The 15,631-nt window shown below is 73.1% G+C and carries 10 protein-coding genes; 7 read left to right on the top strand and 3 right to left on the bottom strand.

Features of this window, described 5'->3' with window-relative positions:
* The first annotated feature begins 2 nt into the window (after positions 1-2).
* From AB0G10_RS06060 to AB0G10_RS06040, 5 genes are read left to right on the top strand one after another with little or no spacing between them, the layout of a single operon-like run.
* Positions 3-2,861: an SWIM zinc finger family protein gene (locus AB0G10_RS06060; RefSeq protein ID WP_360917190.1), complete on the top strand. Its 2,859-nt coding sequence runs from the start codon at positions 3-5 to the stop codon at positions 2,859-2,861.
* A complete protein-coding gene (locus AB0G10_RS06055) occupies positions 2,858-3,919 on the top strand; it encodes an AAA family ATPase (protein WP_360917187.1) in 1,062 nt (353 codons plus the stop codon). The genes AB0G10_RS06060 and AB0G10_RS06055 overlap by 4 nt, the downstream gene beginning before the upstream one ends.
* Positions 3,912-6,074, top strand: coding sequence for a DUF5682 family protein (locus tag AB0G10_RS06050; protein WP_360917184.1), 2,163 nt, complete (start codon positions 3,912-3,914; stop codon positions 6,072-6,074). Before AB0G10_RS06055 ends, AB0G10_RS06050 begins: the two co-directional genes overlap by 8 nt.
* Positions 6,075-6,120: 46 nt before the next feature.
* Positions 6,121-7,269 carry a VWA domain-containing protein gene (locus AB0G10_RS06045; RefSeq protein ID WP_360917181.1) on the top strand — a complete coding sequence of 383 codons (1,149 nt, stop codon included), beginning with the start codon at positions 6,121-6,123 and terminating at the stop codon, positions 7,267-7,269.
* Positions 7,270-7,283: 14 nt separating this feature from the next.
* Positions 7,284-8,162, top strand: a complete 879-nt coding sequence (locus AB0G10_RS06040) for a class I SAM-dependent methyltransferase (protein ID WP_360917178.1) — start codon at positions 7,284-7,286, stop codon at positions 8,160-8,162.
* 362 nt (positions 8,163-8,524) lie between these two features.
* On the opposite strand, the gene AB0G10_RS06035 is transcribed toward AB0G10_RS06040, so the two are convergent.
* Positions 8,525-8,764: a hypothetical protein gene (locus AB0G10_RS06035; protein ID WP_360917175.1), complete on the bottom strand. Its 240-nt coding sequence runs from the start codon at positions 8,762-8,764 to the stop codon at positions 8,525-8,527.
* Positions 8,765-9,062: 298 nt separating this feature from the next.
* Here AB0G10_RS06035 and AB0G10_RS06030 point away from each other — a divergent pair, with 298 nt between their 5' ends.
* Positions 9,063-9,794, top strand: coding sequence for a hypothetical protein (locus AB0G10_RS06030; protein WP_360917173.1), 732 nt, complete (start codon positions 9,063-9,065; stop codon positions 9,792-9,794).
* A 90-nt stretch (positions 9,795-9,884) separates the two neighbouring features.
* Here the strand turns inward: AB0G10_RS06030 and AB0G10_RS06025 are convergent, their stop codons facing one another.
* Positions 9,885-12,014, bottom strand: a complete 2,130-nt coding sequence (locus AB0G10_RS06025; RefSeq protein ID WP_360917170.1) for a S8 family peptidase — start codon at positions 12,012-12,014, stop codon at positions 9,885-9,887.
* A 201-nt stretch (positions 12,015-12,215) separates the two neighbouring features.
* On the opposite strand from AB0G10_RS06025, the gene AB0G10_RS06020 reads away from it, so the two are divergent.
* A complete protein-coding gene (locus AB0G10_RS06020) occupies positions 12,216-12,977 on the top strand; it encodes a hypothetical protein (protein WP_360917167.1) in 762 nt (253 codons plus the stop codon).
* 83 nt (positions 12,978-13,060) lie between these two features.
* Here AB0G10_RS06020 and AB0G10_RS06015 read toward each other — a convergent pair whose 3' ends face one another.
* Positions 13,061-15,562 (bottom strand): IPT/TIG domain-containing protein, encoded by a 2,502-nt coding sequence (locus tag AB0G10_RS06015; RefSeq protein WP_360917164.1) that lies wholly within the window; start codon positions 15,560-15,562, stop codon positions 13,061-13,063.
* Positions 15,563-15,631 lie beyond the last annotated feature (69 nt).

The following is a 15,631-nucleotide window of genomic DNA, read 5'->3' as shown; positions in this document are numbered from 1 at the left end:
TCGTGCCGAACCAACGATGGTCAACCGCCCAGGTCGAGGCTCTCGCACCCGACGCCGCTTCGCTGCGTAACGCGCGGGGCGTCACCGGGCAGATCTCCTCGTCCGGGCGGCTCGGCGACATCGTCTGGGGCGTCTGCCGGGGTTACGAGGTGGCGGTCGACCTGGCCGGGCCGGCGTTCAAATGCTCCTGCCCGAGCCGCAAGATCCCCTGCAAGCACGCGCTGGCCCTGCTGCTGCGGTGGGTCGGCGAGGATCCGGCTCCCGAGTTCGTGCTGAAGTGGCAGGCCGCCCGCTCCCGCCCGGCCCGGTCCGGCCCGCCCGATCCGGTGGCCGCCGCGAGACGCGCCCAGGAGCGGGCCGAGCGCGTCGCCGGCGGCATGGCCGAGCTGCGGCGCTGGCTCGACGACCAGGTCTCGCAGGGTTTGGCCGGTTTCGCCCGGTCCGGCCGGCGGGAGTTCGAGTCGATGGCGGCCCGGCTCGTCGACGCCCAGGCCCCCGGCGCGGCGGCGATGGTCCGCCGGCTCTCCGGCGTCGCCGGCATCGGGCCGCACTGGGCCGACCGCGTCCTCGGCGAGCTCGCCCTGCTGCGCCTGCTCGCCGACGGCCACGCCCGCCTCGACCGGCTCGGCCCGTCCCTGGCCGCCACGGTCCGCTCCCGGATCGGCTTCCCCACCTCCGCCGACGAGGTCCTCGCCGGCCCCCGCCTCACCGACCGCTGGCAGGTCCTCGGCCAGGTCGAGGCCGACGACGGCGCGCTCACGACCCGCCGCACCTGGCTGCACGGCTCCGAGTCCGGCCGGTTCGCGCTGGTCCTCGCGTTCGCGGCGCCCGGCCAGCCACTGGTGAGCGATCTGCTCCCGGGCACCGAGTTCCGCGGCGACCTCTGCTTCTACCCGGGCGCCGCGCCGCTGCGCGCCCTCGTCGCCGAGCGTCACTCGGCCGCCGAGCCCTTCGGCTCGCCGTCCGGCGCCGGGTCGATCCGGGCGGCCCTCTCCCGCTTGTCGGGGCTCATTGCCGCAGACCCTTTCCGGTACGACGGACCGATGCTCCTCGGCCACGCCCGCGTGGGTGACGGCCACCTGATCGACGAGGACGGCGCGGCGCTCCCCCTCGCCCCGGGCCACCGCGAGCCGTGGTGGCTGCTCGCCGCGGCGGGCGGCCGTCCCGCCACGGTGGCCGCCGAGTGGTCCCCGGCCGGCCTGCGCCCGCTCGCCGCCTGGATCGACGACGAGTTCGTGCCGGCCGCCCCGCCCGTCCCCGACCCGGGAGCCCGCCGTGAGCCGGAGCTCCCGCCCGAGTTGCTGGCCGCCGCGCTGGTCGGGACCGCCCGGCGGCCGTGGGCGGGCGGCTCGGTGGCGGCCGGCTCGGTGAGCATCGCGGTCGGCCCGCCTGATCCGGACGGTGGGGTGAGCGCGGCGGCGGAGTTGCTGGAGGCCGCGGCCATCGCCCTGACCTGCCGGCGGGCCGGGGTCGAGCCGGTCGGCGGGCGGGAAGCGGTGCCGGCCGCGCCCGGGGAGATGCCGGCGCCGCTGCCGGTCGCGGCCTCGGTGCGGCTCGCGCGGATCCTCGGCGGTGGCGCGCCCGGCGGCGGACACCTCGAGCAGGAGCTTCTCGCGCAGTGGCTGGCCGCCGCGGCGGCCCGGGGCGGGGTGGTCCGGCCCTCGCTGCTGCCGGCGCTGCTCGACGCCGGGCGGCGCAACACCGGCATCCGCGGCTCGACGGCCCAGGTCGCGGGCGCGCGCGGGGCATGGCTGGCCGGGCAGCGGGCCGACTGGCGGTGGCTGCTCGACGAGGCGGTCCCGGGGCGGATCACGGCGTCCGGGGCCGGCGACGCCGAGTGGCACACCGGCGGGGGCAGCGTGCGGCTCGGCCTGCTGGTGGCGCTGCGCCGGTCCGATCCCGGCCGGGCCCGCGAGCTGCTGGCGAGCACCTGGGACCGGGAGACGTCGGAGGATCGCGCCCGGTTCCTCGGCACGCTCGCGACCGGGCTCTCCCTCCACGACGAACCGCTGCTGGAGAAGGCCCTCGACGACCGGCGCAAGGAGGTCCGCGAGGCCGCGCTCGACCTGTTGCGCGTGCTGCCCGGCGCCGCCCTCGGCGGGCGGATGGCCGCCCGCGCGCGCCGGGCGGTCCACTACGACGGCCGGCGCCTCGTCGTCGAACCGCCCGAGGAGCTCGACCCCGCCCTCCGCCGCGACGGTGTCGCCGCCGCCCCGGCCCGTGGTGTGGGCCCCGGCGCGTGGCTGCTGGAGGAGGTCCTCGCCGGCACGCCCCTGCACACCTGGACGGCAGGCGCCGAGCCCGGCCCCGATGCGGGCGCCGAAGGCGGCGAAGCGGCGGGCGGGCACGAGCCTGGTGAGTGGGTCCGGCTCGGGCGGGCCCACGACTGGGCCACGCCTCTGCTGCACGGGTGGGCCAAGGCCGCCATCGTCCAGCGCGACGCCGGGTGGGCGATGGCGCTGCTCGCGGCCGACGGCGGGGCGCTGCGGGAGTCGGTGCGGTGGGATCTCCACCTCGTTCTGCCGGCCGGGCAGCTGGCGCGGCTCGCGGCCGAGGCGCTGCGGGCCGAGGACGGCGCCGCGCACCGGCTGCTCGGGCTGCATCCTGGACCGTGGCCGGACCATCTCGCGGTCGCCGTGCTCGAGACGATCGCGGCCCGGGCCCGTACCGATCGGCACACCTGGCAGCTCGGAGAGCTGTGCCGGACCGCGGCGCTGGCCATGCCGCCGGGCTATGCGGATCTGGCCGGGCGCCTCGCCGCCGAGCTGGACCAGTCCCTCGATCCGTCGCGGGTGAGGCCGGTGGCCGACCTCGCCCGCACCCTCACCTTCCGCCACGAGATGTTTCAGGAGCTCCAGTGACCGCACTGCGACCGCACGCCGAGGATCAGTACTCCGAGGAGCTGGCCCTGCTCGCGGCCACCGACGAGCGGCCCCGGCCGCCCGGCTGGCGGCTCTCCCCGCACGCCGTGGTGACCTACCTGCTCGGCGACGGAGCGAAGATCACCCCGAAGTACGTGGGACCGCGCCGGCTCATCGAGGTGGCCGTCGCGACGCTGGCGACCGACCGGGCCCTGCTGCTGCTCGGCGTGCCCGGCACCGCGAAGACCTGGGTGTCCGAGCATCTCGCCGCGGCCGTCTCCGGCGATTCCACGCTGCTCGTGCAGGGCACCGCCGGCACTGCGGAGGAAGCCATCAGGTACGGGTGGAACTACGCCCGCCTGCTCGCCGACGGACCCACCGACGCGGCGCTCGTGCCGAGCCCGGTCATGCGGGCCATGCGCACCGGGTCGATCGTCCGGCTCGAGGAGCTGACCCGGGTGCCGTCCGACGTGCAGGACGCGCTCATCACGATCCTCTCCGAGAAGACGCTGCCGATCCCCGAGCTGAACACCGAGGTGCAGGCCGAGCGCGGGTTCAACCTGATCGCCACGGCGAACGACCGGGACCGCGGCGTCAACGAGCTCTCCAGCGCGCTGCGGCGGCGGTTCAACACGGTGGTGCTGCCGGTCCCGGCCAGCGCCGACGACGAGGTGGAGATCGTCGCGCGGCGGGTGGCGCAGCTGGGCCGGTCGCTGGAGCTGCCCGAGGTGCCGGAGGCGCTCGACGAGATCCGCCGGGTCGTCACGATCTTCCGGGAGCTGCGGAGCGGGATGACCGAGGACGGGCGCACCAAGCTGAAGACGCCGACCGGCTCACTCTCCACGGCCGAGGCGATCTCGGTGATCACCAACGGGATGGCGCTGGCCGCGCACTTCGGCGACGGCACCCTGCACCCGCACGACGTGGCGGCCGGGATCGTCGGCGCGGTGATCAAGGATCCGGTCTCGGACGGGACGGTGTGGCGCGAATACCTGGAGACCGTCGTCCGCGAGCGCAGCGACTGGCTCGACTTCTACCGGGCCGCCCGCGATGCCTGAGAGGCTCTACGGGATCCGCCATCACGGGCCGGGTTCGGCCCGGGCCGTGGTGCGCGAACTCGAGCGGCAGCGTCCCGAGGTGGTGCTCATCGAGGGCCCTCCGGAGGCGGACGAGCTGGTGCGCTGGGCCGCGGACGGGGGTCTGCGGCCGCCGGTGGCGCTGCTCGGCTACGCGGTCGACGATCCCGGAAAGGCCGCGTTCTGGCCGTTCGCCGTGTTCTCGCCGGAGTGGCAGGCGATCGGCTGGGCGGTGCGGAACGGTGTCCGGGTGCGGTTCTTCGATCTTCCGTACGCCCAATCCTTCGATCGTGAGGAGCGGGTGGGAAGGCCGGTCGACCCGATCGGGGAACTGGCGGCCGCCGCCGGATACGACGACCCGGAACGCTGGTGGGAGGACGTCGTCGAGCATCGCGGTGTGCCGGTCTTCGCGGCGATCGAGGAAGCGATGACCGCGATCCGGGACAGCGCCGAGGAGGACCCGCGCGACCTGGTCCGCGAGGCTTACATGCGACAGGTGCTGCGCGAGGAGCGGCGGCGGCACGAGGAGATCGCGGTGGTCTGCGGGGCGTGGCACGTGCCGGCGCTGGCCCGCAAGGTCCCGGTCAAGGACGACACGGCGCTGCTCAAGGGCCGGAAGAAGACGAAGGTGGCGTTCACCTGGGTGCCGTGGACGTACGGCCGGCTGGCGTCGTGGTCCGGGTACGGCGCGGGCGTGCGCTCCCCCGGCTGGTACCACCATCTGTTCACCGCGGCCGGCGAGGTGGTGCCGCGCTGGCTCGTCGACGCGGCCCGGGTGCTGCGGTCCGAAGGCGTGCCCACCTCGTCGGCGCACGTCATCGAGGCGACCCGGCTCGCCGAGGCCCTCGCCACGCTGCGCGGCCGGCCGCTCGCCGGGCTGGCCGAGGTCACCGAGGCGGCCGAGGCGGTGATGTGCGACGGCGAACCGCTGCGGACCGAGCTGATCGCCCGCAGGCTCGTCGTCGGGGAACGGCTCGGCTCGGTGCCCGACGACATGCCCGCCGTACCGCTGGCCCGCGACCTCGCCGCCCAGCAGCGCGCCGTCCGGCTCAAGCCGGAGCCGTCCGAGCGCGCGCTCGAGCTCGACCTGCGGCGCGAGATCGATCTGCGGCGCAGCCGGCTGCTGCACCGGCTGCGGACGCTGGACCTGCCGTGGGGCGAGCGCACGCCGGGGCGGCGCGGCACCGGCACGTTCCGGGAGGAGTGGCGGATCCGGTGGCAGCCGGAGTTCGCGGTCCGGCTCGTCGAGGGCGGCATGTGGGGCACCACGGTGGCGGCGGCCGCGACGGCCCGGGTCGTCCGGCGGGCCGCCACCGCGACCACACTCGGCGATGTGACCGAGCTCGTCGAGATCTGCCTGCTCGCCGACCTCGGGGAGGCATATCCGCAGGTCCTGGCCGCTCTGGACACGCGGGCCGCGCTCGACGCCGACGTCCACCACCTGATGGCGGCGCTGCCGGCGCTCGCGCGGACGCTGCGGTACGGGGACGTCCGGCGTACCGATGTCTCGGGGTTGGAAGCCGTCACGGCGGGACTGCTCGGGCGGATCTGCGCCGGACTCCCCGCGGCCGCCGGATCCCTTTCCGACGAGGCGGCCGCCGAGCTGCGCGACGGCATGGACGCGGTGCATCAGGCGGTCGGGCTGCTCGACGACGAACGGCTGCGCGAACTCTGGCTCGCCACGATCGCGTCCCTGGCCGCGCGGCCCGGCCTGCACGGGCTTCCGGCCGGCCGGCTCACCCGGCTGCTGCTCGACGCCGGCCGGCTCGACGGCGCGGAGGTGCGGCGCCGGCTGCGGCTGCCGCTGACCACGGGGAGTCCGCCGGCGCACGGCGCGGCCTGGGTCGAGGGGTTCCTGGCCGGGGGCGGGCTGCTGCTCGTTCACGACGAGGCGCTGCTGTCGCTGGTGGACGAGTGGCTCGCGGACATCCCTTCGGATTCGTTCGCGGACGTGCTGCCCCTGCTGAGGCGGACGTTCGGCGGGTTCGACGCGGGTGAGCGGCGGGCCGTCGGCGAGCGGATCGCGCGCGGGCCGGGCTCGGTCGCGGCCGGGGTGACCGTTGTCGATCGGGAGCGGGCGGCCGCGGTGCTGCCGGTGCTCTCGTCGCTGCTGGGGCGCGATCTGGAGGTCCGATGAGCGTTTCCACGGGTGGACTGGAGACCCGGCGATCCTGGGAGGTCCGATGAGCACGGAACGGGAACGGCGGTGGCGTCTCGTCCTCGGTGGGGCGGCCGACGAGTCGCTCGGCAAGGCGGCCGCCGGCCAGGACGCCGCCATGGACGCGGCGATGGCGGCCCTCTACGACGGCGACGCCGCGGGTGAGGGCTCCTCGGGGAAGCGATCCGCCGGCCTGGGCAGCTCGGCGCCGAAGGTGGCGCGCTGGCTCGGCGACATCCGGGAATACTTCCCGAGCACCGTCGTGCAGGTCATGCAGTCCGACGCGATCGAGCGGCTCGACCTCACCCGGCTGCTGCTCGAACCCGAGATGCTCGCCGCGGTCGAGCCCGACGTGAACCTGGTCGGCACCCTGCTCTCGCTCAACCGGGTCATGCCGGACGCCACCAAGGAGGCCGCCCGCGAGGTCGTCCGCACCGTCGTCGAGCAGCTGGAACGCCGGATCACCCAGCAGACCCTCTCGGCCGTCTCCGGCGCCCTGAACCGCGCCGCCCGGATCACCCGGCCCCGGCACACCGACATCGACTGGGACCGGACCATCCGCGCCAACCTCAAGCACTACCAGGCCGAGCACCGCACCGTGATCCCGGAGCGACTGATCGGGTACGGCCGTCGTACCACCGCCGTGCAGCGGGACGTCGTTCTCTGCGTCGACCAGTCCGGGTCGATGGCCGCCTCGGTCGTGTTCTCCGGGGTGTTCGCGGCCGTCCTCGCGTCGATGCGGTCCCTGTCCACGTCGCTCGTCGTCTTCGACACGTCGGTAGTGGACCTGACGTCGCTGCTGAGTGATCCGGTCGAGGTGCTGTTCGGCACCCAGCTCGGCGGCGGCACCGACATCAACCGGGCCATCACGTACTCGCAACAGCTGATCACCCGGCCCCGGGACAGCGTCTTCGTGCTGATCAGCGACCTCTACGAGGGTGGCGTCCGGGAGGAGATGCTGCGCCGGGTCGCCGAGATGAAGGCGGCGGGCGTGCAGGTCGTGGTGCTGCTCGCGCTCTCCGACGAGGGCGCGCCCTCCTACGACCACGAGAACGCGGCCGCGCTCGCGGCGCTCGGGGTGCCGGCCTTCGCCTGCACGCCCGACGTCTTCCCCGATCTCATGGCGGCCGCGATCGAGAGGCGGGATCTGATGGCCTTCGCGGCATCCGAGTAACTAGCGTAGGGGGTATGAGTGCTTACCTGAAGAACCCGTCCGTGTGGCAGGAGTCCTGGGACCGCCAGCAGGAGGCGTTCCTGCCCGACCGCGAGCACCGCTTCGCGGCGATGCTCGACGCCGTGGCGGCGGTGGGCTTCTCGCCTTCCTCCTCGGGCGGCTCGTCGTCGGGCGGCTCGTCGTCGGGCGGCTCGTCGTCGGGCGGCTCGTCGTCGGGCGGCGGCTCCTCGGCTGACGGCTCCTCAGCCAGCGACGGTCCGCGGCTGCTCGACCTCGCCGGCGGGACCGGTTCGATCAGCCTGCGGACGCTCGCCCGCTTCCCCGGCGCCCGGGTCACCGTCCTTGACCAGGACCCGGTACTGCTGACGATCGCCGAGTCGTCGCTGCGGCACTTCGGCGAGCGCGCCACCATCGTGGACGCCGACCTCGGCGACCCGGCGTGGCGTACGAAGCTGCCGCACGACGGCTTCGACGCGGTACTGACCGCGACCGCCCTGCACTGGCTGCCGGCCGAGCGGGTGAGCGCGCTCTACGCCGAGATCCGCGAGGTGCTGCGCCCGGGCGGCGTGTTCGCCAACGCCGACCACATGCCCGAGGAGGGCCTGCCCTCGCTGTCGGTCCAGCTGCGTGATCACGCGCGGGCCGAGCGGGAGGCCCGGTACGCCGCCGGCGCCTCCACGTCCTGGCCCGAGTGGTGGGCCCGCGCCGCCGCCGACGAGCAGCTGGCGCCGAAGGCCGTCGAGCGCGAACGCATCTATCCGGCCCGCGAACACGGCGACGAGTGGACACCCCCGGCGAGCTGGCACGTGCGCGCCCTGCTGGACGGCGGCTTCCAGGAGGCCGGCGTGATCTGGCGAGGCGGAACCGACGCCGCAGTGGCCGCCCTCCGCTGACCCCACCGGCCGCCCTCCCCCGCCGCGGCTCGCCGCCAGCCCTCCCGCCACCGCGCTCCGCCAGCCCTCCCACCGCCGCGCTCCGCCTCGCCTCCCGCCGCCGCGATCTTGGAGCGCTGCGCCCGCCATTCCGACCCGAACTCGCCAAGATCGCAGCGAGGCGAGGCGAGGCGAGGCGAGGCGGGGCGCCGCGGGGCGAGGCGGGACGCGGCGAGGCGAGGCGCCGCGGGGCGCGGCGGGGCGAGGCGGGGCGCGGCGAGGCGCGGCGCGGCGCGGCGCGGCGGGGCGCGGCGGGGCGGGGGTGCGGGTGGGTGGGGTGCGGGCAGGCGGCGCCGGGGTCACGGCGGGTGGGCGGGGGCTCGTCAGCTGGTCCAGCGGAGGAAGCGGTCGAAAAGCTCGGAAGCCGGGGATTGTGGCATGTCGCGGGCTGCCTCCTCGAGGTAGTCCCACATCAGCACGGCTAGTTCGACGCGGCCGTTCTTGCGGGTCAGACGTTCGCGGGCGGGCTCGCACGGCCACGGACGGCGGCAGGACTCGCACTCCCAGGACGGCCGGGCCGGGACGTGCTCACCGATCGTCGCGAACTCGTCGTTCACCGGCATGGCCGGCCCCGGAGCCCGGTGCGGAACATCAGGGCCCTCCTCCCCCGGACGCGGGCATGAAGGAGCGCATCCGGGTCCGCCCGCCATCGCACCCGTGTTCTCCACACCTTGCGGGGCGCGCCGGTACGGGGTCAACCGCATCCCCCTTCCGGTGAACCCGCTTCACCTGGGGATTCGCCGGCCCTGACCACGATCCGACACCCCTGCGATCCGAAATGGGAGATCTAGCCGTTTTGCGGCTGATTCGTCCGCATCTTTGGGAGCATGGAGATTCGCTCACCAACGGGAGGACGGTGACATGACCGCCAACGAAGAGCAGGAGAACGTCGAGGGTGGCGGACTGTACGCCTCGGTCACGGCCGACACCCCGGAACGGCGCAACCGGCGGCGCAAGCAGGCCGTCGTGGGGATCACCGGCGCCGCGGCGGTGCTCGCCGGTGGCGGGTTTCTCGCGCTCCAGCTGAACAGCGCCGATCAGCCGAGTCTGCCGGAACCCGCGGCGCTCGCCCCGCTGACCGACTCGGCGCCGGCCTCACCATCCGTCGACGCCGAGCCTTCGGTCACCCGTACATCGAAAAAGGCGACGAAGCCGGCGGATGCCATCGAGACCAGCCCCGCGCCTTCCCCTTCGCCGAGCGAAAGCGCGGAGGCGCAAGCCTCCGCGGCCGCGGAAGGCGCTGCGGAGGGCAAGGTCAAGGCGGCGACCGCGGATGCGGGACCGGTCACGGAACGCACCGAACTGCTGGAGAACGGCACGATCCGCATCGTGTCGGCGCCCCGGGATCTGACCGGCGAGAAGGATCTCCAACTGGCTGCGGATCGAGGCAAGCCCGCAGGCCAAGGGGTCAAATGCACCACAAAGGTACGGGTGGCAGCCGGCGTTCCGGAGAGTGCCCGCCCGACTCTGCTGCTCTGCTGGCGCACCTCGGAGGCCCGCAGTGTCGTGACGATGGCGGTGGTCCCCTCCGGTGATCCGCCGACGGCCTCGAGTGTCGAGATCATCGGCAAGGAGTGGGCGCGACTAGGCTGATCGCGCCCCCTATGCGGATCTTGGACGCTTCTCCGCCTCGGGAGGTGGTGGGGCGTTCAAGATCTGGAGGAGCGATGAGGGCGGCGAGCGTCAGGCGGTGATGGTCGCGCTCGTGACGCCGACGAGGGACGTCGTTCCGAGGACGACCACGCGGTACCGCTTGCCGGCGGCCAGGCCCTTCACCGTGGTCTTGGCCGCGGTGGCGGTGTAGGTGCCGACCTTGCGCCAGGTGCCGGAGGCGTACTGCTGGACCTGGACGGTCTGACGCGCGTGACCGTTCAGGGTCACCAGCATGGCGCCCTTGCCGGCGCGGGCGACCGTCGCCTTCACCTTGACCTTGTAGGTCGCCGTGGCCGAGGTGGCCTCGTTGACCGTCGCGGTGCCGGGCACCTTGAGGTAGACCTGGTAGGCCGCGGTCGCCTTACGGGAGACCGCCACCGTGCCGGCCGTCGTGGTCCTCGTCGACGTGCAGGCGAACGGGCCGCCCGAGGTGGACACGCAGACCGAGACCGACTGGGCGGCGTACGGCTTCCCGGCCGCCTTCACGGTGAACGTGGTGACCGTCGAGGTGCCGTAGGGGACCTCGCGGGTGCTGACGCTCGTGCTGATCACCGGAGTGACCTTGGTGATCGTCTTGGTCGGAGCCGGGGTGGTCTTCGTCGGGGCCGGGCTCGTGGTCTTGGTCGGGGCCGGCGTGGCGGTCTTGGTCGGGCTGGGGGCCGTGGTCGGGGCGGTCGTCGGCGCCTTCGTGGTGGGCGCGGCGGTCGGGGCCTTCGTGGTGGGCACGGTGGTCGGGACCGTCGTCGGCGCGGTCGTCGGCGCGCTGGTCGGGACCGTCGTGGTCGGTGCGGTGGTGGGGGCCGTCGTGGTCGGTGCGGTGGTGGGGGCCGTCGTGGTGGGGGCCGCGGTCGGCGCCGTCGTGGTGGGGGCCGTCGTGACGGGGACGGTCGCCGGGGCGGTGGTCGGGGCGGTCGTCGGCGCGGTGGTCGCGGCGACGGCGGCGAGTGCCGCGGCCGCGTCGATCCGGCCGTTGCCGAAGTCGTTGTCGAAGCCGGCCGTGCCGAGGTCCACGGCGGACGACTCCAGCGCCGACTCGATCTGGTCCGGGGTCAGCGCCGACGCGAAGCTCTTCAGCAGCGCGGCCACCGCGGCGACGTGCGGCGTCGCCATCGAGGTGCCGTTCATGCCCTGGTACTGCGCGCCGAGCGCGGTCGGGTAGGTGCTGATGATGTTGCTGCCGGGCGCGGCCACGTCCACGTAGGCGCCGGCGTTCGAGTAGGACGCGTACCGGTCGGCGGAGTCGGTCGCGGCGACCGCGATGACGCCCTCGTCGGCGGCCGGGTAGTTGGTGGGGCTGCCCTTGGCGCGGTCGTTGCCGGCGGCGGCCACGACGGTCACGCCCCGGCTCCGGGCGTACGCGATCGCGTTGGTGACGGCGGCGACCTTCGTGGGCGAGCCCAGCGACATGTTGATCACCTGGGCGCCGTGGTCGGCGGCCCAGACGATGCCCTCGGCGGTGTCCGACATGTATCCGCTGCCGTCCGCGCCGAGCGCCTTGATCGGCAGGATCTTCACGTCCGGGGCGACCGCGGAGACGCCCACCCCGTTGCCGGTGACGGCCGCGATCGTGCCGGCCACGTGGGTGCCGTGCCCGTTCTCGTCGGTGCTGGTCCCGGCCTGGTTCGCGATGGCGTCGTAGCCGCTGAGCACGTTGGCCGCGAGGTCCGGGTGACTCGCGTCCACCCCGGTGTCGATCACCGCGACGGTGACGCCGGCGCCGGTCGACCGCTGCCAGGCGTTCGCCACGCTCATCTTGGCGAAGTCCCACTGCTGGCCCCGGTACGGGTCGGTGCCGGTCGGGATGCCGAGCGCGTGCACCGGGGCGTCGATCTCGACACCGACGGCGTTCTCGGCCTCCTGCGCTTGCTCCACCTTCCGTACGGCGTCGGCCTTGGTGGTCGCCTCGGTCACGGTGACGACCGGACGGCCGTCCTCGTCGATCGTCGTGCTGACGATCCGGGCCGGCTGCTCCGCCGTCACGGTGGCCGGCACGATCTCCGCCGGGCTCGCACTCAGTCCGTACGTGACCGGCTGCCACTCGTGGCTGCCGATCGGCAGGGCGACGGCACCGACAGCGGCGAGCGCGCCGGCGGCGACCGCCCCGGCGGCGTACCTACGCAGCTGAACCTTCATCCTCGTCGTCCCCTCACGTCGCGTCATCGGGATCGAGAATGGGCGGGCCCGGGTCGACGCACGGTGGCCCCCGGGGTGCGGGCGGGTTGCTTCGCATCCGTGCCCAACAAACTCTCAGGTCTTCATCGCTGGATTTGACCCGTTATGTCCGCTGGGTTGAAAGCATGGGGTTTCGGGGTCTGCCGTATTCCGGCAGTCCGACAGCCGAAAACCAAGGGGCAAGAGAGCATGACGACAGATCACGACCGCGAGCCCGGCGACGACGGCTACCGCGCACCGCAGGCTCGTCTCCGCCCTCGCCGCGGACGGGCCCGGACGGTCGCCGCCGTGGCGGGCGCCGCAGCAGTGCTGGGCACGGCCGCCTACGCGACCACGGCCTGGATCATCGCCGACGACGGGACCGAGACGAGGGACGTGACGGCGATGGCGCCGGCCGCGCCCGCCGTCTCCGCCAGCGACCCATCCGCCTCGGCGCCGGCATCCGCGGCCGCTTCCGCCTCGGCCGACGCCGCCTCGGCAGCATCCGCCGCCTCTCCGTCGGCCTCCGTCGCGCCGTCGGCGTCGGCTTCGGCCAGCAAGTCGGTCGAGGAGCAGATCAAGGAGGCGCGGGCGAAGGCGGCGAAGGACGGATTCCCGGTCCAGCACGGCATCACCGCCAAGTCTGGCCTGCCCAGCGGCCCGGTCGACGTGAAGGACGAGGGGTCGGCCAAGGAGGGCAAGACCCTGCGGGTGATCACCGCGAAGCACGACCTGAGCGGGCAGCGGGAGCTGCTCTGGGCCGCCGACGACGGCGAGAAGGTCGGGCAGGCCCGGTGCACGCAGAACTTCAAGTTCACCAACAACCCGAAGCCGAAGATCCGGCCGACGATGCTGATGTGCTGGCGCACGTCGAAGGAGAAGAGCGTCGTCACGATCGCCATCGACATGGACGAGAAGCCGTCGAAGGCGGAGAGCGTGAAGGAGCTCAGCGAGCGCTGGAAGACCCTCTGACGCCTCATTTCGCGTCGCACACACAACGGCCCGGAGCGGATGCTCCGGGCCGTTGCGTTAAAAGCTATTCAGTTGATGGTGGATCAGAACGGGGCGACCGTGAAGGTCGAACCGCTCGACACCGAGGTGTTGTTGGTCGTTCCGCCAGGAGCGGCGTTGCTGACCAGCACGATGTTGTACGCGCCGGGCGGGACGGCGCTGCTCGACGTCAGCGTCGCGGCGGTCGGCGCGGTGCTGCCGACCTGCTTCGACAGGGTGATCATCGAGCCGGTGCCGTTCACGCCGACGACGTAGGTGTTGGCGGAGATGTTGGTTCCGGTCACCAGCCGGCCGATGTCCGCCGTGGTGAAGGTGCCGGTGGCCGCGGTGAGCGTGGTGCCCTTCGACTCGGCCGTCACGGTGATGGCGCCGCCCGGCGCCGTGCCACCGACCGCGGTGCCGGAGGCGCCGTGGGCGGAACCGATCAGCACAGTCGTGATCGCCGGAGTGGTGCCGGTGTTGGTCGGCTTGGAGAGAACCGCAGTCGTGCCGTTGACGACCTCCAGGATGGTGGTGCCGTCCTGGATCTCGACGAAGGTGCCACCCGGCTCGGCGACCCGCTTGCCGACGTCGGCCTTGGTGAACGGAGCGGCGGCGTTCGTCGGCGCGGTGATCACCGACGTGCCGGCGGCGATCGTGCCGGACAGGGTGACGGTACGAGCGGCGCTGGCCGCAGCCTGCGTACCGGCCACCGTCAGCGTCTGAGTGAGGTCCATGGTGCAGACCAGCTCGGTGTCGTCGATGACCAGAACACTGGCGCAGTCGGCGAGAACGTTCGGGTTGTTACGGGCGGTGGCCGAGTTCACGGTCGTCGCACCACCGTTGTACGAGCCGCTGACGAGGTAGACGTGCGACTTGGTCAGCTCAGTCGGGCTGGCGAAGTCGTAGTCGGTCTTGAAGTTGGTGCCGAAGATGTCGAGCGAGACCGAGCCGGTGTTCGGCGCGGTGTTCGGTCCGACGTTGAGGCTGTTGACGTAGGTGTAACCGCCAACCAGCGTGTCGGTACCGTTCGTGCTGGTGAGGACCACGTTGACGGCGCCCATGGCGTGCGGCGGGGCCTTCACCGCGATGCTGGTGGCACCGATGAGGTTGATGTCCGCGTTCGGGACGTTGACCCCACCGATGCTGATCGTCGTGCCGGTCAGGGTCTCCGGCAGAGCGGTACCGGTGATGGTGATGGTGTTGCCACCGCCGGGCGGGCCGGAGACGGGCGTCACGTTGGTCAGCTTCGGCACGTCGACGACGGTGTAGGTCGCGTTGGCGACCAGCTTGCCGTACGGGTCCGTGATCGCGTCGGAGCTGTAGACGCAGACGCTGTACGCGGGGCCGAGCGCCTTGGTGACGGCGGCGCCGCTGGCGGGCAGGGAGACCGAGGCCTTCGTGTTCGTTAGTCGCCGGGTGTCGGCGGCCGCCGACGAGTTGGCCACCGCGACGGTCGAGTACGTCGCCGGGCAGGTCGCCGCGGTGGTCGTCGCCTGCGGGACGAAGACCGCCTTCGGCGAGCTGCCGACCGGGAAGGCGTTGGCGTTGTTCGACGACAGCGTCAGAACCGTGCCGGAGCCGCCACCGCCGCCCGTGGTCTGGTTGAGCGTCGAGCTCGCCAGCTGCACGGTGTAGGCCGAAACGGTGCTCGAACCGATGAGGTTGTCACCCGAGTTGGAGCTGTAGAGGCAGAACGCGAACTGGGTGCCGTTCGGGCCACCCACACCCTGCGGAACAGTGGTCGTGCCGGCCGTGTTGGCCGTCGTGCTGGTCGTCCTCGTGATGGTGGTCTGACGCGTCGCGTCGATGCCCGTGTACGAGGTCGGGCAACCCGTCGTGGACGGGGCGAAGCCCGCGTACTGCATCGTCGCGAGCGTGATGATCGGGTTCGCGGTGGGAACGGTGACGTTCAGCGTGTTGCCACCGCCCGCGGCGCCGCTCGTGGGCGTCAGCGTGATCGTCGGCGCGACGGTGTAGGTGCCGGACGTCAGCAGCGTGCCGCTGCCGGCCGTCGCACTGCTGTACGTGCAGACGTTGAACGCACGCGCGAACGGCGCGGAGCTGTTCAGGGACGCGCCGCTCGGGACCGTGAGGGTCGCGGTGTCGGCGTCCCTCTTCGTGGTCGAGGCGGGCGTGACATTGGTCGTCGAGTACGTCCCGCCGCAGGCACTGGTCGAGAAGTAGGTGCCGAGCGTGGTGGCGTTACCGAATGCGTTCGGCGCGCTGAGCGTCATCGTGCCGGACGCAGGGCCGGCGGTCGGCGAGGCGGCGCTGTTGAGAACGACGTCCGCCTCCATGAGCACCGGGTTCGTGCTGCTCGCGTTGGTCGCGTAGACACACAGGCTGTACGTACCGCGGACGAGCGTCCCGGGAATGGGGAACGTGACCTTGCCGTCGTCGATCCGGGTCGGGGTGACGGCCGTGTTCGAGCCCAGTACGTAACCCCCGCTGGGGCACTGTGCGCTACCCACGACGATCATGCCGACCGCCGTCCCAGCGGTCAGCGGGTTGTCGGCGTCGGTGATGGTGACCGTGCTACCAGGAGGCGTCGTCGACGGAGTCACGGCAGATGCTGCGGCATAGGCGGGTGTGGCCACACCCACCACGGCTGCGGCGGCCGCGGTGACCGACGC

It is taken from the genome of Actinoplanes sp. NPDC023714, assembly GCF_040639855.1.
In the GTDB taxonomy this organism is placed as follows: Bacteria; Actinomycetota; Actinomycetes; order Mycobacteriales; family Micromonosporaceae; genus Actinoplanes.
Note: the sequence above shows the minus strand (reverse complement) of the source record. Positions and strands in the feature narration are given on the sequence as shown.

What these genes read in the sequence shown, in the direction of transcription:
- AB0G10_RS06020 (WP_360917167.1), top strand. Translation starts at nt 12,216, where the DNA reads ATGACGACAGATCACGACCGCGAGCCCGGCGACGACGGCTACCGCGCA.
- AB0G10_RS06035 (WP_360917175.1), bottom strand. Translation starts at nt 8,764, where the DNA reads ATGCCGGTGAACGACGAGTTCGCGACGATCGGTGAGCACGTCCCGGCC.
- AB0G10_RS06045 (WP_360917181.1), top strand. Translation starts at nt 6,121, where the DNA reads ATGAGCACGGAACGGGAACGGCGGTGGCGTCTCGTCCTCGGTGGGGCG.
- AB0G10_RS06025 (WP_360917170.1), bottom strand. Translation starts at nt 12,014, where the DNA reads ATGACGCGACGTGAGGGGACGACGAGGATGAAGGTTCAGCTGCGTAGG.
- AB0G10_RS06050 (WP_360917184.1), top strand. Translation starts at nt 3,912, where the DNA reads ATGCCTGAGAGGCTCTACGGGATCCGCCATCACGGGCCGGGTTCGGCC.
- AB0G10_RS06040 (WP_360917178.1), top strand. Translation starts at nt 7,284, where the DNA reads ATGAGTGCTTACCTGAAGAACCCGTCCGTGTGGCAGGAGTCCTGGGAC.
- AB0G10_RS06030 (WP_360917173.1), top strand. Translation starts at nt 9,063, where the DNA reads ATGACCGCCAACGAAGAGCAGGAGAACGTCGAGGGTGGCGGACTGTAC.